The sequence below is a fragment of the Actinoallomurus soli genome, assembly GCF_024055715.1.
Taxonomy (GTDB): domain Bacteria; phylum Actinomycetota; class Actinomycetes; order Streptosporangiales; family Streptosporangiaceae; genus Actinoallomurus; species Actinoallomurus soli.
Genome location: NZ_JAMXMV010000011.1, coordinates 255277 through 281200 on the forward strand (window position 1 = coordinate 255277; position 25924 = coordinate 281200).

Genomic DNA, 25924 nt, shown 5'->3' on the forward strand with positions numbered 1-25924 from the left:
GACCGTCGACGGCCCGCGTTCCGCCCGCAACCGCTGAGACTCGGCGCGAATGCCGTTGTCCAGGCCCGGAATGCCCGCGCCCCTGCCGTCACCCGCGCCCAGCACGTGACCGGAGCCCGCGAACGGGCCCTGCGGCGCCCGGGGCGACCGGGTGATCAGCGGGTCCGTGAAGATCCTGGCCAGGCTCGTGAGGGCATCATCGTCGTCGTCACCGCCGAGTCTGCGGCCGGGTGAGGAGAACACGCCGGGCCTCGCGGCCTGCTCCGGCCCGTACAGGTCGGCGAATGTCATCGCGTTGCCGGCCCCGTACCCCCGTCGGCCCCCCGCCGCCGAGCGTGCGGTTCCTTCGGACGGCTCCTCCGCACGTGCCGGAACGACGACCTGCCCAGTGCCCAGCCGGTATCCACGAGCGGCGAGCGGGTCTCTCGGCCGGGCCGCCGGCGAAGTCACAGGGGAGGCGGTGAGCGTGTCCCGGTGCGCGAGCGCCCACGCCGCACGAGCACCCCTCTCGAAGCCGGGAATCCCCGTGCCTTCGCCCTGGCCCAGCCGGCGTCCGGCGAACCGGGGCTCACCGGACTCGTCGGTCCAGCTCAGCAGCGTTTCCCGGCCCGCGTCCACGGGGACGGGGGGCTGCCCGGAATTACTGCTGCCGACCCCGCCGACCGGCCCCTCGGACACCGAGGCGAAGCCGGCCGGTATCCCGTACCCCCCGACGTCGCCGAACGATCCCAGACCGCCGGGTGCCGCCGCGTTGCCGGACATCCCGCCTCGCAGCCGGATGGGCCTGCCGATGCGGAGGATCTCCTCCAGCGTCTCTCCACCGGCCAGCTGTCCGGTCCAGTAGATCTGCGCGATGGTCTCGCCGGTCTGCCGCAGCGTGAGCTTCCCTCGAGGGTTCAGCTGCTGGTGCAGCTCAGGTAGCCGCCCCCGCAGCTCGGCCGCGTCCTCCGCATCGATCTGCGCACGAAGCTCCGTGAGCTCGTGCAGAACGTCCGTCCACAGCGCCTGCTCGTCGAGCCGGTCGAGCCACGGCGCTTCCCCACCCTGCGGCTCGGCCTGAGGGAGGGCCGACGCTCGCCGAACGGCTTGCGCGTACGCCGAAGCGTCCTCCGGAATCCACGGCGCGGCGTAGCCGTGGTCGCCGGTCAGGCCCGGGATGCCTCCCGCGGCGTCCGAGCCGCCGCGCAGCCGGGGCATCTTCGCCAGGTCCCCGTCGAAGGCGATCCAGTGCGCGAGGTCGTTCGCCAGGCCCCTCGGGTCCGTCGGACCGGGCGGCAGCTCGGGATCGCGCAGCGCCTCCTCGACCCGGGCACGATCCACCGGGCCGCCCCGGTAGCCGAGGGTCCGCAGGACCGCGTTGACCTCGATGACGTGGAAGTCCGACACCTCGGTCCGCTGCCGCAGACTCCGGTACGGCGCCGAAGGCCGGGCATCACCATCGGTGCGAGGCCGCGAGACGATGAGCGTGTGCCGGCCGTCGTCGAGCGGCGCCAGGCCGATACGGGAACGCGCCTCGCGTGGGGCTTCCGCGTCGGCCAGCAGGACGCGATACCTGGTCTCGCCCGCCGCGTTCTCGACGACCGCCACCGCCCCCATACGGGCCGGCCCGATGAACCAGATCCACGTCCCGGACGGCAGATCGTCCGGCAGCCGGTCCACCTCCTCGGCCACCCGGTCGGGACGTTCCTCGAGCGCCCGCAGGACGTCGTCCTCCAGGGTCCGGACGCCGAACCCCGACTGGAACCGCACCACCGCGCCCAGCCCGGAGCGTGCGACGTCCTGAACGGTCAGGGCCCGGTCCGGCGCGCCGTTGGTGAGCCAGAAGATCGGCAAGAAGCCCGCGAGCGGGCCCATCCGCGTCCAGCCCGGGACCTCCGCGTCGGCCGGCCCGACCCCGTGGTGGCCCTGCTCGTTCCGGTAGACGTGCGCGTCGTCCGGTAGGTCGCCGCGCCGCGCGGTGTCCAGGCTCACGATGGGCGGCCGGCGGGTGTCCGTCAGCTCGGCGATGCTCGCACTCCGGTCGACGAGCCGGTTCTCGAACGCGAGCACAGCTTGGTCGAGCGTCGGCCGTGACCGGGCCTCCGTCCGCCGCGCGACCTGCCCGGCCAGATCGGGGCCGAGGTGGTCCACGACGGAGGCGAGCGCGAGGTCGCGCACCGAGGTGAAGGACCTGGCCTGCGGCCGCGTCCCGTCCAGCCCGGCAGGCGGGGCGAGCAGCAGGCCGTCTAGGCCGAGGTCCAGGGAGTACAACCGCCCGGCGTTCTCCGGGGGCCGGACCGGGAGCCCGGACACCGCCTCGAACCACCGGATCTCGCCCTCGTCGGCGACCACGGTGAACCGTTCGGCGGTGCCGTCCGCACGGGTGACGACGGCCAGGGAGACCGCGCCGTCCCCGGCCGCCGACAGCGTGTCGTGCAGCCCCTGGACCGCCTGCTCGATCGACGGCGCCTGCCGCTGCCGGTACGCCAGGTTCACCCGGCGCCGGTCCAGGGCGGACTCCGACGCGGTGAGGCGGTCCACGGCCTCCTGCACCTCATCCGCCGTCCAGCGCGCCGCGTCGCCGGCCCCGGTGTCCCGCCCGCTGACCCGAAGGTCGGCGAGGACCTCGTCCGTCTCCTGGAGCCCGCGACGCGCGTCTGCCAGGAGCGACGTCAGGTGGGCCGTCGACTCCTCGTGCAGCTCCAGCAGCTCCTGCTGCTCGGTCTGCCGGGCCTCCAGGTCCACGATCCGGTTCCGCAGGTCGTTCAGCGCGGTCCGGTCCGGGGACAGGTCCAGGATGAGCCGCGTCCGCTGCGTGTACAGGTCGTCGAGGGCACGCCGGAGGTCATCGAGCTCCCGCTCGATCCGGGTCGTCTCCGCGGCGGCCGCAGCGTGCTCCGCCTCGATCCGGGCGACGATGCCCCGCCACGCGGCGGCGGCCTGGACGGTGCGGCCGAACAGGCCGGGCAGCGCCTCGTGCGCCGCGCCCAACCGGTCGAGGCGCTCGCCGGCCTCGGCCAGCACCGCCTGCTCGAAGGTCCGCTGCTGCGACCAGGAGGTGCGGTAAAGCCGGGCGAGGTCGATCGGGTCGAGCCCGTGGTCGGCGGCGACCTGCCGGGTCTCCTCGCTCCACAGCCCGGCGTTCGACGCCTGGTCGGCGGTCAGCGTCAGGTCGTCGAAGGCGGCCGGGTCGAAGGCGTACAACCGGCCGCTCGGGTCGGCCCAGTGGCTGCGCACCGTGCCGTCCGGCTGCGTGACGTCCAGCCGGACGTGCGTGCTCAGCTCCCGGGCGACGTCACGGGCCAGGTGGACCGGATCGAGCGCGAGCAGCGCCGCCTCCGGCGGCAGCTCGGCGGGGGCACCGAGAGGGTTGTCCGGGCGCAACTCGTGGACCCGGTTGACCTCGTTGATGATCGCGGTGATCTCGTCGTCGAGGGATCCGGTCAGACCGTCGAACAGCCGGGCGTCCGGCCGGGCACGCCGCTCCTCATAGACGCCAGGGTCGGCCGGTGACGGCAGGTAGGGATCCTCCGCGCGTGCGGCGGCCAGATCGGCGCGGATCGTCCGCGCGGCCCAGTCCAGGATCGCCCGGTACTGCAGCACCCGCGTGTTCGCGCCGTGGGTGAGCACGAGCGGGCCGCGGCCACCGCCCTGCTCCCGGATGTGGCTCACCAGGGCGTGGTGGGCCTGGGAGGCGGCGTACTTCGGCCGCGGTCCCGGCTGCGGGTGGGTCGGGTCCGGGCGGTACACCGCCGCGTCGGCCAGCAGCGGGGCCAGGTCGAAGCGGGGCGCGGTGCTCAGGCCGGCCCAAGCCTGCGGGTCGACACGGTCGCGCAGCGCCTGCCGGGCCTGCTGCTCGTTGGCGGCCAGCTCCGCGAGCAGCTCCTGGTACTGCGCCTCGAACATCTCCACATAGACGTCACCGGTGACCGGGTCGCTGCGGACCGGCGCGCCGACGGGCTTCGGCTTGTCGGGCGTGAGGAGGTGGTGGCGCATCTTCTGCGCCTCCAGCCAGAACTGCCCGCGCAGGCGGACCAGCAGCTTTGAACCGTACTCCTTGACGTCCTGCTCACGGCGGTAGTTCTCGGTACCGGCGCTGTTCTGGTTGGCGGACGTGACGCGGCTGCCGCCGTGGTTCAGCGCCCACGAGTCGTCCGGGCGGTGCGGCGGCACCTGGGTGCCGGGCGGCGCGGGGGGCTGCGGGTTGATCGTGTCGGTGCCGCCGAGGCCGTAGTCGCCGGTGGCGCGCGTCAGGTCGCTGCTGTTGTTCGCGGTCGTCCCGCTCTGGTGCTTGATGTAGCGGCCGACGCCGCTGCCGTCCACCATCCGCATGACGACCTGCGCGTCGAACAGCTCCCCCCGCAGCGACATCTGCGCGCGCAGGTCGGAGTCGCCGGCCCGGAACAGGTCCGGGGGCAGCCGGTACGTGCCACCGCCGGTGGCCTCCAGCACGTGGTTGACCAGGTGCGACCGCGACAGCAGGAACGGCAGCGACTGGAAGGACCGTACGCCCGGGTCGCCGGCCTCGGCACCGAGCGCCTTCTCGTACCAGCGCGGCCCCAGCAGCTGGTCCAGCAGCTTCCGCGCGGCGGGCAGCAGGCCGTCCGCCGTCACGCCGACGACGGCCAGGTTGCGATTCAGCTTGGGCAACGGCAGGACGTTGCGCAGCTGCTGCGGGCCGTTCAGCGTGCCCGCCTCGGCGAGGGCGTGCGGGAGCTGGATGTCCAGCGTCCCGTCCACGGTGGTCCGGGAGGTCGCGCTGTGGTGCGTCCACTTGTCCAGGGCGCCGAGGAGCAGGTTGTCCAGGGGGCGGCCGGCCATGTCGAGCCGGTCGACCTCCACGATCAGCCGCTGGCGGATCCGTAGGCCGTAGTGGTTCGCCCAGTCGTAGTCGGTCATCTCGCTGACCGCGTTCTCCGCGCGGGTCGTGCCGCGGTGGTGCCCTTCGGCCACCTTGATGTCGGCCGAGCCGCTGGCGTTGGTGCCGCCGGCGCTGAACTTGGGCAGGACGAGGGCCTGCGACCCGTCCCGGGACCGGGACTGGGCGGTGCCGATGTAGCCGTGCGAGTAGACCGCGAGGCCGGTGTTCCACCGGTAGTCGTACACCTCCGGCATGGCGATGCGCTCGGCCCGCAGCCTGACCCTGACGACGTCGGTCAGCACCGGGCCGACGGGGTTCACCAGGTAGAAGGTGAAGCCGTTCTGGGAGGGCAGCTCCTCCCAGAGCATCTGGTCGCGTCCCTCCGCCAGGACCGACTGGAGCAGGTCCACACCGCCCTGCATACGGCCGATCCGGCGGCCCTTGCCGTCCCACAGCGACGGGTCGGCGCCCAGCAGGCCCGGCGCCACCCGGTCGATCTGCTGCCGGACGATCTGCTCGGTCGTCCGGCCGTCGTCGTGCGTCCAGCGGTCGACGCCGTGGTGGCCGAGGAAGAACCCGCCCGGGTCCGTCCGGGTCAGGTACTCCGGCAGCGTCATCCGGTCGAACGGCAGGCGCGGGTGCGACAGCTTCTGGCGGAACGTCGCGTTGAACGAGTCGCGGATTCCCAGAGACGTGATCGGCACCGCGCCGACCGTGTGCAGCTCGGCCAGGATGCCCACGAGCGGCGCCCGGTTCACCGGCAGGCCGGTGGGCGGCTCGGGGACCTCGGCGTGCCAGCGCATCAGCAGGCCCGCCACCACATCACCGCTCAGCCGCAGATTCCCGTCGAGCCAGCCCCGCAACACCTCGCCCAGCCGCCGGTCGGACAGCGGCTCCCGGCCCTCGGCGTACGCGACCACGTCCGCGGGCATGTCGGGCACGGCGAACGGGTCGTGCGGTGCGCCGAGCGACCGCCCGAAGGCGGTGTTGAACCGGTCCCGGACCTTCTCGTCCAGGACCGGGGCCGCGCCCATCTCGTGGAGCCGGACCAGCGTGCGGACCAGCTTGTCGCGTTTGACTCGCGTGTCCTTCGGGAGGGTGGGCACCTCGCTCTGCCAGCGCATCAAGATCTTCGCCGCGAGATTCCCGCTGAGCTTGAGCCGGCCGATGTGCCAGCGGAGCATGGCGTCCCGGAGCTGGCGATCGGAGATCGGCAGGTGACCGTCGGCGTACTGCGCCAGAGCCTCCGGCTCGGGCAGGGCGAACTCAACCAGGTTCGGACCCACGGTCTCACTGTGGTGCGCCCGACCGCTGGGCAGGAACTTGGCGTGCTTCTCCAGACGGCTCCGCACATCGAAGGACACCGTGCTCCGGAAGTAGTACACCCGGTTGAAATCGAGCTGCAGAAGCTCCTTGCCGCCCGTACGGCCGCTGCTACGGGACCGGTTGAACTGCCAGTGCCGGTTGAGATCGCTCTCCCCGGTCAGATGCGCCGGCCCCACGTCGCCGCCGAGCGCGACGTCGAGCTGGTCCCACGTCCACCCGTGCGAGCTCGTGCCGGTGGCGCGCCCCTCCATCAGCTGGAGCTTGATGATGCCGGTGACCGCCTTGTGAGCGCTGGCACCCGCGAAACTGGTGGGTCCGAGATCGCCGCGGATGTCGATCGCGCCGAGCCGGTCACGGGTCAGACGCGACTCGAACGCGTTCTCGGTCGTGTACTGACCGCCGAGGATCTCCTTGAAGTACGACCGCATGGACTCGGTGCCGGCGAAGGTGTCCCGCAGCGAGGACGCCGTTCCCGCCGGATCGGTCAGGTGACCGAGTCCCTGGACCGCCTTACGGACGCCGGTGGTGTCGAGGAAGGTCACGACGCCCTGCTCCAGCACGCGCGCCGGCGTCGGACCGCTCGACGTGGGGCCGCCCTCCTCGGAGACCGGCAGCACGAACACCCGGGCGGTCTCTCCCGGCAGCGAGATCGGCGGCGGGTTACGCCGGCCCGCGCGGACCCGCCCCTGCCTGCCCGAGTGCTGGAGCTCGAACTTGATCTCCAGATCCCGCGACACCTCGAACTCGTGCGTCGGCCCGTCGAACTCCATGAGCTGCGGCAGGTTGGTCAGGACGCTCAGCGCGTCACTCGCACCGGCACTCCGCTGGTACTCCAAGCCCATGACGGCGCTCTTGAGCACCTGGTAGAGGCCCCGCACCTTGACACCCAGCGCGATCTTCCGCGAGTGGGAGACGGACATGCCCGCGCTGCTCATGCCCATCACCAGATTGACGATCCGGTAGTCCTCCGCGCTGCCGAGGTATTTCGGGGCGCTGCCGTTCCCGCGCGCCGTGACCGTGATCTTCATCGAGTCGACGTCCCAGTCGACCCCCAGGCCGCCACGCCGCTTCTTCAGCGTGAAGACCATGCCATCCTGGTGGATCTGGTCGAAGTGCGAGCTCAAACCCCGGTCGGAGGCGAACTTCTCGATCTGCCGCCGGATGTCGGCGAGGCTGTCGAGCTTGTTCCCGTGGCCGAACCGGGAGTAGTCGGCGAACGGATGGTCGGCCCGTGCGGGCAGGAACCCGTGCGCGCGCGCCACCGTCTTGATCGCGTTCTGGACCCGCTGGATGGTGCCCTCGGACCAGAAGGGCAGGCCCGTCCCGACGCCCTTGGCGTCCTTCAGCCACGGCGGCGGCGCCGGGTGATCGGCCGGGTCCGCCGGCACCTCGCGCTTGCCGAGGCGGCGGATGTCGCCCTCGGCGTACGGCCGGGTGCCGCCCGTCTGCGCACCCTTCAGCGCCTCCGCGTCGACCGGCAGACCGTGCTCGTACGCCATCGGCTCCGGGATCCGGAGGACCGCCTCGCTGTCGATCGCCGGAGTGGTCGCGGTCTGGGCGCTGCCGCGGACGCTGACCGTGACCCGGTGCCGGAACGACATCGCGTACGCGCCGGTGTAACCGACGTAGCGCGGCACCACGACGTACAGCCCGACCTTGCCCGCCGAGATGGAGTCCACGTTCGACGACGTGTACGACAGGTTGAAGGACACGCCCATGCCGGCGTCGTGGTTGTGGAACGGCTGCAGGCCGAAGTCGAGGCTCGGGAACGTCAGCGTGCTGCTGTTCGTGATGCTGTGGCCGCCGCTGGAGCCGGAGATCAGGGTCCGGACGTTCTCGATGTTGGAGTCTTTGCTGGTGGTGCCGACCCGAGCCGCGCCGGCCAGCAGCTCGGACCGGACCGACACCGTCGCGACCGGCCGCCCGTACTCGTTGTGCAGGTCGAACTGGTACCCGCCGTCGGCGTTGTTGACGGCCGCGTCCAGATGCATGTTGAGGTTCCACAGCTTCTGGAGCAGCTCCTTGTGGATCTGGCCGCCCGCCGGCATCTCCAGGCCGTGCCGCCGCAGCTCCGCCACCGTCGCGTCGAACACCCTGGGAAGGTTCGACAGGCCGGAGGCGAAGAAGAACGCCGGCAGCCGCCCCGCCTTGACCCCGTCGCCGACCGCGGTGACCTGGGCCGGCGCGGTTCCGAGATAGTTGTCGGGGAACCAGAGGAGCAGTTTCTCGTCGGTCGGGTCGTCGACCCGGTGCACCGGGAGCGTGTCCCAGTCCCCGCCGGACCCCTTGCGGACCTGGAACGACCAGTGCCCGGTGTAGGCGAGCAGCGTATGACCACCGCCGGCGACCTCGACGTGACCGCCCTCCGCGTCGGCGATATGGGTCAGCGACCGGTTGGACTGGTTCGCGGTGCCGGACAGCGACGCGCCCACCCGGACGACCTGCAGCGCGAAGGGCGTCGCACCGATCCCGAACGACAGCGAGATCGCCCCGCGCGTCGCACCCGTCTGCCCGGAGACGCTCTGGGTGTGCGCACCGGTCGCGAACACCGAATTCACCGTGCCACCGGCCGTGTGCTCACCCTCGACCGGCGGCAGCTCCGACACCGTCCGCGTCGAACCACCCGGGTTCTCCACCTTCTGCGGATCGGTCGCGTCAAGCCGGACCAGCACCTCGGCGTCACCCATCGGCACCTGCAGGCCGTGGAGCAGATGCGGGAAGTTCGCCAGCAGCCGCTGCGGGAGGAGGTCGACGTCCTCCTGCGTGTACCGCGCCCCGATCCGGTCCAGCTCCTGCCGGATGCGAGCGACGACCGTCACGATCTGCGGCAGATCCTCGCGCGGAACACCGGCCCGGACGACCATCGGGTCCACGGCGACCGGGGCCGTCTCCGCCGACGGCGCCGACACCGGCTCCGGCGACTCCGGCGGTTCCGTCGACGCGGGTGCTCCCGGAGGAGCCGGCGGCGCCTCGCTCTCGGCCTCGACTTCGGCGTCCGGGGGGAACGGCAGGGGATCCGGTTCCGACTCCACCCGGGGCTCCGTGACGGCGCGGGACTCCGTCGCGAGCTCGCCGCCGCTCGACGTGAGCAGCCCCGAGGTGAGCGGCAGGCCCTCCCGGTCTCCCGGGATGAACATCCGGAACCACGCGTCCCGGCCGGGTTCGTCCGACCCGGTGTCCCCGGAGGGGCGGGAGAGCAGGTCGCCGGTCCGCCGGTCGAGCACCGCCTCGTACGGGGTCGCCACCACCGGCCCGTTCAGTGCCCGCGACACGGGCTCGGCGACGCTCGCGCCGTTGGTCATCGCCAGGAGCGGGTGCAGGCCGGGCGCCAGGCTCTCGACGACCTTCGCCATCGCGTAGGCCTTGAGGTCCTGCTCGCGGGCCGTGGCCCGGCCGTCCTGGGCGTCACCGATGATGAGGACCATCCCCTCGGGAACGACCTCGCTGAGCCGGGCGAGCGTCTCGGGGGCCCGTGGCAGGGCGGGCTCGGCCCGGCCGGGCAGCCACAGCGCCACCGTCCGGTCCCCGGCCTTGCCCCACTGGGTCTTGGCGACCATCTCGGCCGCCGCCTCCTCGCGCGACACGAGGTCGCGCGCGAGGTCCTCGCCGGCGGTGTGACCGGAACGGGCGATCTCAGCGGCGACCAGCTCCCGCCAGATGCGCGGTGCCCGTTCCAGGGACGAACCGCCGAGCGCCGTGCGGACGATGGCGTCGGTCTCCCGCCGGAGCTGCTCCTGGCGGACACTGGACAGCAGGCCGAGCGTCGCGCGGGCCCGGCCCAGGTCGAAGCGGGCGGCACTGGCCATCTCGTCGAGGAAGCGCGACTCGGGGAGGCGCGGCCGGCCGAGGACGTCGGCCGCGAGGTCGGCGGCGGCCCGGTGACCGGCCCAGGCGATCTCCGCCTCCGTCACCAGCAGAAGCCGGTGGAGGCCACGCGCCTCCGCGCTCTCGTCGTCCAGGGTGAGCCCGGTGAGTTGCCGGATGATGCCCCTGGCCTCGTGGCGGATCCGCGGGTGGTCCTCCTCCGCCAGGTCCCGCAGCGAGTCGATCGTGGTCCGGGCGACATTCTCCCGGGCCTCGTCGATGAAGGCCCTCGGTACGAGCGGCTCGTCGAGGTCGTGCATCAGGCTCCGGGCGAGCGCCTCACCGGCCTCCGTGTCCCGGCGGGCGATCTCGGCCGCCACCAGCAGCCCCGCCTGGTCCACCCGCGTGGCCTCGTCACCGGGGTCCTGCAGCGAGGGCACCCGGCCGCTCAGGTCGCCCACGAACATCGCGGCCTGCCCCATCACCTCGGCGCGGCGCTGCTCCGGCAGCCCGGCCAGGACCTGCCGCGCCCGGCCGAGCGGGGTCGAGGGCACGATCTCCCCCGCGCCGACCGCCCGCCGGGCCCGTTGGCGCTGCGCGGCGACCAGGTCGCGGGCGAGGTGCTCACCGGCCTCCGAACCCGACCGGGCGATCTCGGCCGCGACGCGCAGCCCGGCCCAGTCCTCCCAGTGCACCCGGCCGCCGGGGTCCTGCGGCGAGGGCACCCGGCCGCTCAGGTCGCCCACGAACATCGCGGCCTGCGCCATGACCTCGGCGCGGCGCTGCTCCGGCAGCCCGGCCAGGACCTGCCGCGCCCGGCCGAGCGCGGTGGTGGGCGCGGGCGAGGTGACGGGCTCCGGATGCGCCGGGGTCGTCTCGGTCCCCCGCTCCACGTCCGGGGTGACCGCGGGAGCGGTGACGGCCTCCTCGGCCGCGGGAGGAGCGACCGTCTCCTCGTGCGCGGGAGGCGTGAGCGTCTCCTCGTGCGCGGGAGGCGTGAGCGTCTCCTCGGGCGCGGGAGCGGTGACCGTCTCCTCGTGCGCCGGAGGGGTGACCGTCTCCTCGGGCGCGGTCCTCTCGGCCGGCGGGACGGTGGCCGGCGGTCCGGCCTCGTTCCCGGCCTGCTCGGTCGCCGGAACGGTGACCGAGGGGTCGGTCTCGTCGCCGGTCTCCTGAGGCGCGGATGGGCGCTCGGTCACGGAGGCGTCCGCCTCGGTGACCGAGGAGGACGCCGGCCGCACCGGCTGCTGGAGCATCGTGACGGTGCCGTCACCGGAGCGCGATTCGAGCAGCCCGCCGGTGCCGCCCGCCGACGGCGCGCGGCCGCCGCCCTCGGTCCGCGTGTCGGTGACCTGTCCGAGGGTGACGACCTTGGCCCTGGAGAACGGCTCGGGGGGCCGCACCCTCGCAGGCCCGCGTTCCTGCCGCAGCCGCCGGGACTCGGCACGGACGTCGTTGTCCAGCCCCGGGATGCCCGCGCCCCTGCCGTCACCCCGGCCGAGCACGTGGCCGGTGCCCGCGAACGGATCCCTCGGCCGGGGCGGCTCGGCGACCACCGGATCGGTGAAGATCTTGTTCAGGCCCGCGAGGTGAACGTTCGCGTCGTCGTTCCCGCCGAGTCTCCGGCCGGGTGAGGAGAATGCGCCGGTCTCCGGCGTCTGCTCGCGCGTGTACAGGTCGGCGAACGTCATGGCGTTGCCGGCCCCGTAGCCCTTGCGGGTCCCGGCCGCCGGGCGCGCGGTCGTGCCGGACGACTCGCCCTCGTGGACCGGCGTGGCCTCGCCGGACCGGACCTCCTCATGCGCCGTCAGGCCCTCACCGGGCGACTCGACGTCGCGGGCGGGCACGACCCGGCCGGTGCGCAGCCGGTATCCCGGGCCCGCCAGCGGGTTCTTCGGCCCGGCCTGCCGCGGGCTCTCGTCCGAGGCGGTGAGCGTGTCCCGGTGCGCGGCCGCCCACGCCGCACGGGCGCCCCTCGCGAACCCGGGGATCCCCGCGCCCTCGCCCGCACCCAGCTCACCGCGGAAGAACCGGTGCCCGCCGGCCGGGTCGGTCCAGCTCACCAGCGGTCCCCGGCCGATCTCGGCGGGTACCTGGGGCGACGACGAAAGACCACCGTCGTCGGTGGGGATGGGGGGCGGCGCGAGCCCACCGTCGCCGACCGGCCCCTCGGACCCCGAGGGGATTCCGACCGGCGGCCCGTACGTCCCCACACCGCCGGGTGCGGCGCCGCCCGTGTTGAAGTAGGGCGCGTCCGGATACTCCGACGCCGGTACGTCCCAGGTCAGCGTCTCCTGTGCGGGGAACTCCTCCGTACGGCCGTCGGGGTGGACGACCCGCCAGACGCTGGGCCGGCCGTCGGCCTGCGGCGCGAGGTGGAAGTGCCCCGACGCCGTCACCGCGACGGCGTGGGTCACCCGGTGCATGACCATGCCGGTCTCGTGGGCCGTCGAGCCGAGATCGTCCTGGCCCGTCCGCACGGGCGTGCAGACCAGGATCACGTTGTCGGTGTAGCCCAGGCTCGCGAACCACCGCGCCGCCGCCTTGATGAGGTCCGCGCGCCGCGCCAGGTCGACGCCGTGGCCCGCGGTGAACGCGGTCCCCGCCGTGTTCGTGAGCGGCAGGGTGAACCGCGCTCCCCGCAGCCGCCCCTCCGACCAGCGCCAGACGATGCCGGTCATCTCGCGCAGCCCGCCGTAGAACGGCGCGCGCAGGGACCAGTCGAACGACGGGAAGAGGTGCACCCCGACGAGGTCCCCACCGGAGTCCGTGAAGCGCCGCCCCGGCGCCTCGCCCTGCACGGCGGTGAAGATCCGCCTGCGCGAGGCCGGCGACCACGGCGCCCGCGTCGTCAGGTCCCGCTCGCCGGCGCCTTGGGCCGGGGCGGGAGCCGGTTCGTCGTACTCCAGCAGGTGAGGCGGTGTCAGGTCGGCGAGCAGCTCCCGGTCGCCGGTGCGCTCGCGCGGGCGGAACTCCTCGTCGAACCAGGCGTACAGGTCCGCCGCCTCGCCGGCCAGCACCTCCTTGGGCACCCTGGAGCGGAGGTCACCGCCGAGCCCCGCCCAGCGCCATGCCCGCAGCACGTCGAACAGCGGCTGCGACGTGGCCGTGCCCCAGGAGATCGCCGCCTGGAGGAACAACCGTTGGTGGTCCGGTCCAAAACCGAGACGCCCGTACACGCGCAGCAGCCACTCGGTCTGGTCGGGCGGCAGCAGATGCACCTGGTAGCCGCGAACGTCGCGCATCTCGGTGCGCCACTCGTCGCTCCGCTGCTCCCGGGAGTGCGGGACGTCCTGCCACAGCTCGGTCAGGGCCGCGTGATGGTAGTGGACCGCCTCGTACATCCCGGTCATGACGTCCTGGAGGTTCCACTCCGAGTCCTCGCCGAGCAGCCGCTCCAGCTCCGCGCCCGAGGCCACGCGGAATCCGCGGGCGGCGGCGTCGGCCCCCATGCGGCGGGCGAGCGTGACGTACAGGCGGCGGGCGGCGTCGCTAGCGGCGTGGAACACCTCCAGATCCGACCCCAGCACCCGCCCGGAGGCACGCTCGTAGACGTTGCGCGCCGGGGCCCACGCGGGAGAGTCGTAGACATGCCCGAGCCTGACCGGCGGTTCGGGGAGGTTGTCGGCGTCCTCCGGACGCGTCAGATCCGCCGGGAGGTGATCGGTGGTCGCGGGCCGGGCCTGCGGGGCGCTCGTCCACTGCGGCCAGTCGTGCGGCGGAGCCGACACCGGTGCGGGCTCTTCCAGCGCCGCCGTCTCGGACGGCACGGTCGCCTCGCCCGGCGTCGCGGACAGGGAGGTACGGGCGAGCGCCTCGGCGAGTTCGTCCACCGAGGGCTCCCGGCCGTCCTCCTCCGGCGGGAACAGTCTCCGGGCCAGCTCCTCGTACCGCTCGCCGAGCAGGTCACGGAGCGACCCGTCGAGGTCGGCGTAGCGCGTGAGAGTGCCGCGCCTCGGGCTGGCGCCGCCGAGCTCGGTCCCCAGCCGGAGTGCCGCCTCCTCGGCCGGTGTGCCCGCGCTCCGTAGCTCCTCCAGGACGCGTGCCGCGTGCCGGGCGTACCGGAGTTCCCGCATCGCCACGGCGTGCTCGACGAGAGTCCCGGTCCGCTCGCGCATGTTCGCGTCGGCCTGTGCCAGATTGCGCGCGTTGTAGTGCAGGGGATGCGACTCGGCGTGCGCCTCCGTGATCACCGCGACGGCCCGGCCGATCGGATTCGAGAGCCCCGCGGAGAACCACCAGGAGGCCGGGGCCTTGTCGAACTCCTCCCACAGGGCCCTCTGAACGTCGTCCAGCGCGCCGGTCAGGAAGAGATTGCGGTCGTTGCCGGGTTCGACGCCGATGGCGGCGAGCCACTCGCCGGCGGTCAGCGGCCCGCGACCGAGCGCCGTGTCCAGGACCATCCACTGCGGACGGCCCTCCGCGTCATGGGCCCACACCACCGCGGCGATGTGGTACTGCCAGGGAACCCGCGCCGGGTCGAGGGAGCCCGGCAGGTCACCGGAGCTCAGCCCCAGCCCCCACCCGTCGGTGCCGGCGGCGGTGACCGCGATCTTGCCGACGGGCGCGCCCCACTGCAGGAGCCGCAGCGTGATCAGATGGGCCCGGATGAAGCAGCCGTCGGCGACGTGGTCGTTCGGCATCCGGACGGCGCCGAGCTCGTGGTGCTGGAAGCTCAGCTCGCTCAGCAGGTCGTACCACCGCGCGACCTGCGCGTACGACACCGGGTCGGGCCGGGTCTCACCGAACAGGTTGTGGGCGGCGGCCAGCGGCCAGATCTCGTTCCAGCGGTGCCAGGGAACGCCGTCGTGCTCCCGGTCCCACAGGTCGTTCAGATGCCGCTCGATGGACGCGCCGTAGCGGGCCTGATAGGCCTCCTGAACGGCCCACGCCTGGGGCAGGTCCTCCCCGAGGAGACGCAGCAGGGCGAACGCGCCCTCCGCGTCCTCATGCTCCACCAGCACCGTGTGCAGGTTCTCGGCGAAGGCCTGGACCTGCGGCAGTGCGGACGGCGCCGCCTTCGGCGCGACCGCGACCGGACCGGGCGGCGGAGCTCCCAAAGTGAACTCCGAGACCAGGCCGATCATCCGGAGGACGTCCTCGACCAGCGTCTCCGGCGCGCGCCCCTCCGCGACCGCGTCGTCCATCGCCTCGGCCAGTGAGGCTCCCTCGGTTCGCGCCTGGAACGCGGCGTCCAGGGACTCGGCCGTCCGGCCGTCCGCGAGCGAGCGGCGCAGGCGAAGCTGCTCCACCACCGCGGACTGGTCGACCGGGTCGCCGCTCAGCAGCGAGACGAGGCGATCGGCGTACTCTCCCTCGGACGGGCCGGTCGAGGCGACGGGCCCGGTCCGGGCCGGCTCGGTGGCGGGCGGGGCGGAGAGCGGTGCGCCGTGGTCCGCGAGCGGGATCCAGACGGCCGGGCCTTCCTCCGCTCCCGCCGGTGTCAGGTGGATGCCCGACGGCCCGCCGACGAGCGTGTACGGCGTGACCTCGAAGCCCGGTGTGCCGAGGACGTCGCGCAGCTGGTCCTCGTTGGCCACCTGGCCGACCCATCCGCTGTCGCCCCGCAGCAACGCGCCCGTCGGAGCGTGGAAGAAGTCGTCGCCGAACCGGAGCCAGCCGTCCGGAGAGAGCATCCGGCCGTCCGGGAGCCGGATCCGGCCCGTGTCGCCGACCTCGTAACGGAGCGGCGCGGACCGGGACTCGAGCACACGCTCGTACGTGAACCACCGCTCCGCGGACTTGCCCCTGCCCGCCGGGGCCGGGGCGGGCACTTCGGTGAGACCACCCTCACGTGGCCCCTCGACCGTGAACTCCCGGCCGATCGGCCAGCCCGCCCGCAGCGGATCGACCCCGGTGTCCCGCGACCCGCCGCGGAGACCGCCCGCCGGCCCGCCGAACCGGCCATCGGGCGCGAACCCGGTCCGTGAGAGGAGGCGCGGCTTGCCCAACTTCTCGTGAAGGAGCAGGTGGGGAGCCTGCAACGCCATCTTCGCCCGCGCGTCGGTGATACCGGTGAGGGGGGTGAACGCGGCCTGGATCCATTCGTAGAAGTCCCCGGCCTCGCTGTTCAGCGCCCACCGCGCCCTCACGGTGCCGAATCCGGCGCGCTCCCAGGCGAGCACGATGTCGTACAGCGGTTCCCCCAGCGGCACCCGCCAGGCGATCATCGCCGCGAGGATCCCCCGGCCGAGATCGGACTCCGGCATCGAACCCGGGTGGGCGGACACCAGACTCCGGTACGCGGAGAACAGCTTTTCGACGTGGCCGAGCGGCGCGTCGCCCAGACGGTAGCCGCGCACCTGCTGCATCTGCGCGCGCCACGACGCTTCACGGGGCGCGGACCCCTCGGCGAGGTTCGGCGGAGCCTGCCGTTGCACCGCGGCGGCGAAGGCGGCCATCGTCTCGGGCACGCGCCAGTCCGGGGCGATCAGGAGGGCTTCGAGTTCCGCCCGCGAGCCGACCGGTCGCCCTTCCGTCGCGAACCACGACGCGGTGTCCTCCCCCCGCGTGGCCGACAGGTCCCCGCTCAGCATCCGTACGGCGCTGCGAGCGGCGCTGTACGCGGCCGCGCGCCCCGCCAGGATCGAGGCCAGGGCCTTCTCGTGGCCTTCGCGCAGAACGGCCCAGCCCGCGTGGCGATAGGCCACGCCGAAGAGGACGGGTGGTGGGGAGGTCAGCGGGTCCGCGGGTGGTGGGGCGGTCAGCGGGTCGGCGGGCGGGCGGGGCTGCTGCGACGACGCCGGGCCCGCCTCACTCTGACGGGCGTGTCCGGCCGGCGGCTGGAGGCCGGTCGGCCGGCCGGCCATCGCACCCGGCGCTTCCGCAGGCCCGGCCGCCCCGGGTCGAGGGCCGCCACCGGCCCGAGCGACCGTCCACGCCGGCAGCGCGGACACGACCTTGAAACCGACCGGGGGGAGGAAGCGGTACAGCTCCTCCACCGTGGTCTTCTGCAGGTACCCCGGGACGGTCCCCTGCCGGAGGTTCGGCCGCCCGGGCTCGCCTTCCGGGTAGACCCAATGGCTCAGGACCTCCTGGCGGCCCTGGGCGTCGCGGGTGCCGAGCGCCAGCGCGACGTGAGTCAGAGGGCCGTACACCACGAGATGCCCGGCCGGGACCTCCGGCGTCATCAGGCCGGTCCGGGGATCGACCTGATGCGTCGTGAGATCGCCGGCGATCATCGACCGCGCGAACGCCTCGGCGTACGCGTAGTCCGCCTCCCACATCGCGCGGGAAGGCGACACCACGGCCGCCTGCGTACGGAAGACCTCGGCCGTCACCCGGGTGGCCTCCTGGTGGATCCCCACCAGCCAGGCCTTGTCGACGGCCCCGGACCGGTGGGCCGTGAACAGCAACGCCTCCCAGCAGTTCATCGCGCTCTGCGCCGACGGCATGGGGCCCTCATCGCGGAGCCATTTGGCGAAGTCGTTCGCGCCGCGCGGCGTCGTCGTGGCGAGCGCGAAGCCGTCCTTCGCGGAGAACGACGAGGACACCCACTTGTAGAAGCCGACGGATATCAGCCCGGCCTGCAGGACGCGGTGCGTCCAGAACCGCACGACCGCCGGATCGAACGCGTAGGCGTTCGCCGCCGGACCACGCGAAGCCTGACCCCGCTCCTCTTCCGTCACACCGGCGGTGATCCGTCCGGCCCGGACCGGCGGTGACCATCCGGCCTGTGACCTCGCGCCCCGCTCGGGCGCCGTCTCGGATCCCCGCGTGCGCCGGGCCGGGGGCCGGGGCCCGTCGTCCTCATCGGCGGGCCGCTTCGATCCCGAACCGCCCGGTGCGGAGGGGGCGGGGTACGACGAGCCGGCGTCCCGATCGCCGAGGACCTCGTAGATCGAGGAGGCCGCGACGGTGTCCGCGGCGCCGCTCTGCTCGGTGGTCACCACCATCGCGAAGGCCGGCGCGCCGGACGCCTTCAGCGGGTGGTCCACGAGAAGGGCGGTGGCGTCCACCGCCTCGATGATCTCCAGGTACCGCGCGGGCATCTCCTGGGCGGGGTCGAACGGGCCGCCCGCCATGAGCCCGTCGTACCCGACCGCCGAACGCGGCTCCGTACGCCGGACCCCGTCGCTTCCCACGACGGTCAGCGTCGCCAGGCGGCGGAACAACGACTCCGCGTCCAGGTTCTCGTCCGGCAGCCCACCGCCGTGCGACGACTCATGCGCGAGCACGATCAGGAGGTCCCGCATGCCCCAGTGCCGGGCGTCCGGACGCGTCAGCTTCAGGTCCGGCGCGTCCGCGGTGCGTCCGGGGCGTATCTCGACGGCCTCGCCGTGACCGGGGTCGACGACCAGCTTCACCGCCATGAACAGCTGGTCACCCGACCGCGGAAGCCTGTATCCCCGGTTCACGTGCTTGTCGTACAGACGGTTCAAAGACGCCTGCAGAGCCCGGACGTCGGCCTCGGTCACCCCGAACATGGGCTTGACCGGCAGCGTGACGACGCGGACGCGGACCCAGGTGCCGTTCTCCGCCTGGATGCGCTGCACGTTGACCCGGATCAGCGTCTCCCACGAGGAGGTCTTCCCGGCCTTGCCCGCGAAGAAGCTCACCTTCGGGTCGTAGCGCTCGGTCGCGACCTTGGCCACCGGCGCGTCGAACCGCCGATCCAGCCACTGCTCCGGACTCGCCGGCCGCTCGACCTTCGCGCCCGGCTCCCGCACCGGATTCGGTGTGCCGTTCCGGGGGTCGGCGTTCGTACGGGTCACCGGCCACGCCGGCGCCGCGGAGGTCACGGTCGCGGGGTGGCCGGAGAGGGACAGCGCCTCCTGGATCTCCTCCACCGTGGTCCGCTGCAGGAACCCCGGACCGGACGGCACGGTCGTCGGCCGCCCCGGCCTGCTCTCGGGGAAGTTCCAGTTGCTCAGGACCTCCTGGCGTCCCTCGGCGTCCCGGGTCCCCAGCGCCATCGCGGCGTGGTTCATGTCGCCGAACACCACGAGACGGCCCGGCGGGATGTCCGGGGTGGTCAGCCCGGTCCGGGGATCGACGTCGTGACGGGTGAAGTCACCGGACGTCATCGAACTCTGCAGCGTGCCGAAGTACGTCTCATCCAGCGCGTCCGCCAACGCACCGCGATCCGTCTCACCGGCCCGCCGTGCCCGGTAGACCACCCCGATCGCCGCCCGCGCCGCCTGGTCGTGGATCCCCTCCAGCCAGGCCCGGTCGACCGCGCCGGTCCAGTAGGCCGTGTGAAGGAACACCTCCCAGCAGTTCATCGCGCTCTGCGACGACAGGACCGGCCCCTTACCGCGCAGCCACCGGGCGAAGTCGTTCGTGCGGCCCTCCCACTCCATGAGGAGCGCGAAGGCGTCTTCCGAGTCGGGCCCCGATCGCGTCCACTCATAGAGGCCGGCCGACTGCAGCGTGGCCTCCAGGACCCGCTGTCTCCAGTCCAGGTCCGTGGCCGGGATGAGCGGATAGAGGTCCTCGTCCGCGACGCTCTCGGCGGGCCGCAGGTCCACCGGAGCGGACGGACCGGCGTGGGTCTCCCCGCCCGCGCCCCGGCCGCGCAGCTCCCGGGCGTGCTCGTCGGGGAACCTTCCCTCGTAGGCCACGGACGTGCGGAGTTCGTCCTCGCCGAAGGGGGCCAGGTGCTGGTACCGGTCCCAGCCGTCCACGTAGTCCAGCTTCGGGTCGTGGCCCGATATCTCGTTCAGGGCGAGCTGGAAGCCGCGCATCACCTCGTGGAAGCTGTGGTGCTTCTGCTGCAGCATCGCGCCGATCAGCGCCGCGCGCAGGAGCCCGAGGTCGATCGTCACGCCCCGCCAGCGGCGGGGCATCCGGAAGAGGTTGTGCGCGAACAGGTACGCGGAGCCCGACGTGCCGGTCATGACCAGCCCTCCGCCGGCCTCCGACCGCTGCTGGAAATCGCTCTTCATCAGCAGCTCGTGGTTGCGCGAGGCGGGGATCCAGGGGAGGGACTCGCCTTCTCCGACGAACGACCGTTCGGCGTCGCTGAGCGGCGGCCGTACCTGTGACGCGGGCTGATCGGTGCTCAGGAGCTCTCTCATCGCGGCCGTGATGGCGGCCGCCTTGGCATCGGGATCCAGGTTCGAGGTCTGGATCTCGGCGAGCCGTCTCTCGTACTCCACGCGGGCCGGGGTGTCGACCCGGTCGGCGCGCTCGGTGACGATGTCGGGATGCTGCAGGTTGTCGCCCCTCAGCAGGTCCGGGATCAGGCCCTTGCTCACCCCGTTGAACAGGAACGTCACCCGTTCGCGCAGGTTGCCCGAGTCGACCACCTCCTGCAGCCGCTCTGGGGACAACCCCACGGCGCCGGCCAGCCAGATGTCGTCGGAGCCGTACTCCGCCCGGCGGTCCTCCTTCGTGCGATTCCAGATGTCCTTGACGATCTTGCCGAGCTCCTCGTTGACCAGAGGATGCTCCGACAGGTAGGCCGCCAGGCGCTGCTCGTACCGGAGCGCCTCCTCGAGGTACCGGATCCGGGCCAGGATCGGTCTCGGGGCGTCCTCGGGAACGAAGCGCTCTCCGCTCGACGACGGGTAGAGGTCCTCCTCCGAGACGCTCGCGGCCGGCCGCAGGTCGCCGGGGGCGGACGGCGGCGCGTAGGACGACAGACCCTCCATACCGTCGTCGCCGGTGTACTGCTCGCGCAGCCAGGCGTACGCCGCCCGGACCGCCTCGAGGTCCTCGGGGGTCGGGTTGTGCAGCCGCTCCGCGTACGGGTACAGCGACCGCAGTTTCCCGGCGAAGTGCTCGTACTGCTGTTCCGACTCCGTCGCCGTCTTGTACCGCTTGCCCGCCGAGCGCACCTCCCACACCGCCTGCCGGAGGGTCCGCCCGCCGTCGGTGTCGAACTCGTCGAAGACGTTCATCTCGGTGAGGTCGTCCAGACCGACCCGCCGTGCGCCCGGTACCAGGCCGGCGAGCAGGAAGTCTCTGAGGACGCCGCTCTCCTCGTTCCGCAGCGGAAGGTCCAGCAGGTCGCTCTCCTCGAGGGCCTGGTTCAGATCTCCGTCGCGGGCGCGTATCCGCGTCGACGATTCCGTCAGGAAGTTCACGTGGTCGGCCTGCAGGAACCGCTGGACCGGGCCGGGGAGGTCGGCGAGGAGGTCGTACGGCTCATGCCGCGGCAAGGCGGCGGCGTGAACCTTGTCCAGGCCCGGCGTCACGTAGCCGCTGCCGTACATGGCGGCCGGGAGGTAGAGCGCGGCCGCGTGGTGGCGAAGCTCCTGCACCGCGCGGTCCGGGGTGTCCAGCAAGGTGTACGCGTGGGTCAGGTCGGCCGGGACGTGGCCCAGTGCCGTCCACGCGATGAACCGTGCCGCCACCTGGTCGGCGAAGTCCAGGGCGTCGGCCAGATGACCACGGGTGACCTCGCTGTAGAGCTCGCTCTGGAAGGTGTTGTCGAGGACGTCCCGCAGGAAGGGATGGCCGACCGCAGGCACCACGCCGAAGTTGTCGTGGTCATGGCCGCCCCGCGGCGGGGCGTCGACCGGCCGGGGACCGATCAGCCAGCCCTGCCCCTCCTCGGTCAGCGACCAGCCCCTCGGCAGGTGGCCCTGCAGCGGGCTGAGGTCCTCCCGGCCGGGCCGCCCCGGGACCTTCTCCAGCTCGGTCTCGAGGCCTCGGGCCACGGGGAACATCTCGCTGGACTCGGCGTAGTCCTCGAATGGGTGGACCTTCATCACGCCGAAGATGGGTTCGGTGATTCCGACCTGCACGCTCTCCGCAGACTCGACCGGGTTCTCCGGATCCGCGGCGTTCAGCGCCGCGACCGCGTTCTCCTCCTCGAGGTAGTACTCACCCTCCGGCCCCAGGAAGACATCCCACACATCGAGCGTGAGAATGGCGCCGTGCGGACCGGTCGCCAGGGTCACGCCGCCGTAGTCGTTCGGATCCTCGACGTCGGGGTGCTTGAGGATGTACGGGAACTCCCGCTCCTTGCCACCCCCCTCTCCGTGCAGCCCGGACACACGCCCGTCGACGACGAGTTGCGCGATCGCCTCACCGGCCCGCCGGAGCGGACGCTTCAGCGTCGAATCGAGCTCCTCGTACAGCACGGGCAACCGCTCCCGCAACTCCTTCGCGGCATCGCCCGTGACCTCCGAATGATTGCGCGCCAGCTCCCTGCGCACCTCCTGCCACAACACCTGCAGCTCATGCCGGTCCAGCCCCGCCGCCCCATCGGCGGGCCAGAGCCCGGCGGTCTCCTCCGTCCGCTCGGCGACGGCGGAGACCGGGTGTTCCGGCTCCGACTCGGTATCGGTGCTGAGGACCGACTCTGTATCGATGCTGAGGACCGACTCTGTATCGATGCTGAAGATCGATTCGGTGTCGGTGCTGAGGACCGACTCGGTATCGATGCTGACGGTCGACTGCTCTTCGGCGAGGGCCTCAGCGCGGCCGGTGTCGAACAGGCCCGCGGTGGTCTCGTCCTCCGAGGAGACCGTTGCGCGGTCGACCGGCGCCCACCACAGGCGGTACTCGTCGAAGAAGTCCTCGCGGAAGGACGCGGCGGTCCGGTCCACCCACTCGGTGTCGTCGAGGTCGTGGCCCTCCCCGACGGTCTGGAACGACCGGCCCGCGGTCCGGAGCGCGGCCGGGACGGTGGCCTCGAAGGCGAGGTGGGCGGGGAGCTCGGTTGTGAGGCGCTCGACCCTCCGATCCCAGGAGGCGGTCCGCTCGGTCAGGTCCTCCGGTGTCTCGGCGCCGCCGAAGATCTCGTCGTAGGCGTCCGTCATCCGGTCGGTCAGGCCCGTACGGGTCCGGCCGGCGTCGTCCTCGGACAGCGCCGTCTCGGGGTGGTCCTGCCGCCACTGCCCGTAGGCCGAGGCGAAGACCTCCGCGGCCTTCGCGGCAACACCCTGCTTGGCCGTCTCGCGCGCGAACAGGGTGTGCAGCCGGGGCGTGCCGGTGGTCTCGCCGTACCAGGACCGCCACTGTTCGAGCCGCTCGGCCTGCGTTCCGCTCTGCTCGCCGGTGAACAGTGCGCCGAACCGGTCGTTCACGGACCGGGCGATGGACTGCTCCGCCGACCGCCGCACGCCGCCGGGCGGTTCGCCGCCGAACTCGACGCCGAACCGCTGCCGGAACGCCTCGAGCGCCTCCGGCGGCGCGGTCCGCCACGCCTCGATCGCGGTGTTCACGTCGGCGAGGGTGCGGGTCAGCGCGCTCTCGCGGGCGGTCTGCCGGGCCAGCGCCGACGGCACGGACGCGGCCACCGTGGCGAACCTCGCCTGCCAGCGCTGCCGCATCTCGGCGGTGACCTCGGTGCCGGGCGGGAAGATCTCCTCGTACGCGGTGTCGAGCTCCCGCCACCCGTCGAACACGACCTGGGTGCGGCCGGGCTCCGACGGCACGGCGTCCTCGGGGGCGAAAGCGGCGAGCAGGTCCCGGTCGGGCTCGGACAGGGTGTCCCGGAAGGACTCGGCGGCGGAGAAGACGAGCTCGGTGAACCGCTCCTGCTCGGACGCGTGACCGGCGCGCCGGTCGAAGGACTCCCACAGGCCGCCGCCGATCAGCTCCCGCAGGCGGCGTTCGGCCGTGCGCCGGATCTCCGGCAGGGCGGCGCGGATACCGGAGACACCGGTGAGGAGCTCATCGACGGCGCTCTCCCACTTCTCCTGGAAGTCCGCGCGCTGCCCCTCGCGTACGGATTCGGCCACGGTCTCGGTCAGCGCGATGGGCAGGGCGTCGTCCGCGTCCCCCAGGCGCCGGCCGCGGTCCTCGTACCAGCTCTGGAAGGCCCGCTCGTACGCGTCCCGGCCGGCCTGCAGGGCGACCTGCCGGGCGGCCTCCCGGTCCAGCTCGTCCGTCAGGCCGTCCAGGATCTCCTGGCGCTCTTCGTCACCGGCGAGGATGCGACGTTCGAACGTCTTCAGGGCCCGGTCGCGGATCGCGTCGAGTCGCTCACCGGCCGTCTCGCGGGCGCCCTCCGGGACCCACGCATCGAAGATCTCATCGAACGCCTGCCGGTCGGCGGCGGTGGCCGCCTGCCCGGCGGTCTCGGCGTCGTGCCGGCGGAAAGTCGCCTCGAGGTTCTCGTACAGGCGCGCCTGCGCGGTGTGCCACGCGGGGGTGCGCCAGTCGCCGGGTTCGGCGTAGGACGGCTCGGCGACGGGCGTCCACCCGGGCTCCTCCGCGTCCTGTGCGGCGGAGGCGGCCAGGTACTCGTCGATGAAGGGGGTGCTCAGGTCGTCGACACGGCGGCGGAGGTCCTCGATGTTGCGGCGGACCCAGTTCGCCGTGGCTCCGGACCGGAGCGTCACCTTGCCGTCGCTCTGCGCATCGAGGAAGCGGGTGAACTCCCGCTGCGCGACGTCGCGGCGCTCGGCGATCTCGTGCAGCGCGTCGAGCTGCCGGGCGTGGTCGGACGCCAGCCGGGCCTGCGTGGCCGGGTCGAGCGTCCGGCCGCCCACGAAGTCGGTGATCCGCCTGGCGATCTCGGCCTGCTCCCGCCGATACCAGGACGTCACCTCCGGCGTCCACCCCTCGTGGGGCGGACGTTCGGTGATCAGCGTCTGGGCCTGAGGTTCCGGCGCCACCTCGCCCTGCGAAGTTTCGCCGCCCAGGGGCGCGGTGCCCTGTTCGTCCTGGGGCGTCGGCGTGGTCTGGGACGACCGCTCGAGCAACTGCTGCCGCCGGTAGGCGGTGGCCGCGGCGTCGTACCGTCCGCGGAAGTCCTCCACCAATCGGGTCCGCGCGTCCTCCGTCGGGGCGGGGCCCTCGGTCATCGCCTGGACGAACTCGTCTCGCACCGCGGTGGCCTGGGGGCTGTGGTGGAAGGCGGGGTCGACGATGCGCACCGCCGGCCGCGAGTAGGAGACGACCTCCCACGCGAACACGTGCCGCGCGTCGGCGACCGCCCGCGCCTCGTCCAGCCGCCGGACGAGCTCGCCCTTCAGCCCGCTGCGGCTTCCCGGGTCCGTGGCGGCCCACTCGTGGACGAACCACTCGCGCGCGCTCTGGACCTGTTCGATCGCCCCGATCGTGAAGCCGCGGTTCGGCTGCTCGTCGAGCACCGCGTCGAACGCCCGGTGCGCCTCGTCGCGCTGCTCGATCTCGGTGCGCAGGCGGGCGAGTTCCTCGGCGGCCCGGGCCTCGGCCGCGAGCCTCGCCGGACTCGGCGCCGACGGGGTCTCCCGGACCTCCGGCGGCGCCTCCCGCACCTCCAGAGGCGCGTCCTCGAGAAGGACCTGGGCCTGCTCGAGGACCTCGACCGGCGTCTCGGCCTCGTCCGGGACCTCCTCGAAGTGCGCCCGCCGGTCCACCGGCGGCTCCGGGTCCGTGGACGCGGACCTCACCTCCGAACCCGTGGGCGCGGACCTCGCCTCCGAGCCGGCGGGCGCGGACTCCGTCTCCGGCATGAGCCCGGCGCGCCGCTCGTACTCCTCGAGCGGGGTACGGGTCAGCTCCAGCCGCCGGAGGTCCAGGGTCCACTCCGGGTTCTGGCTCCAGTCCCGGTAGACCTGCTCTTTGGCCTCGACCTGCTCGCGGAGGGCGGCGAGGCCCTCGCGTGCCTCGGCCAGCACCGAGGCACGCCCCTCCTCGCCGTCGGCCGCGTCCATCTCGGTGCGGAGGCGGCTCCGGAGCGCCTCCTGGCCGGCGCGGTAGTCGGCGAACGCGTGCGGGGACCGCAGATCCGGGCGGCCCTCATCGAACACCCGGTCCAGATTCTCCAGCGCGTTGGCCCTGCGGGTCATGTCGGCGAACATGTCCAGCAGCCGCTGCCGGTCCCGGGCGTTCTCCTCCGCGGCCTGCTCGCGCAGCCGGGCCAGCCGCGGCGCGTCGGTCTCGGCCTGGAACGCCTCCCAGCTCTCCCGGAGCGTGACGCCGAAGACGTCGCCCTGGGATCGTTCCAGCTCCAGCCAGTCCGCCACGTTCCGATCGGCCGGGCCGAGGTGCTCGTGGATGAGCATCGCCGAGTCGGTACGAAAGTCGTTCTTGAACTCCTCGAACCTCTCCTCGCTCATCGCGTGGCGC

General features: G+C 72.9%; 1 protein-coding gene (cut by both window edges). It reads right to left on the reverse strand.

This entire window lies inside a single protein-coding gene on the reverse strand: locus NDW01_RS26420, encoding a protein-glutamine glutaminase family protein (protein ID WP_252825018.1). The 63846-nt coding sequence extends 33273 nt beyond the window's left edge and 4649 nt beyond its right edge, so the window shows coding positions 4650–30573, spanning codon 1550 (partial) through codon 10191 (complete); reading right to left, the first codon wholly in view occupies positions 25921–25923. Both codon boundaries (start and stop) fall beyond the window edges.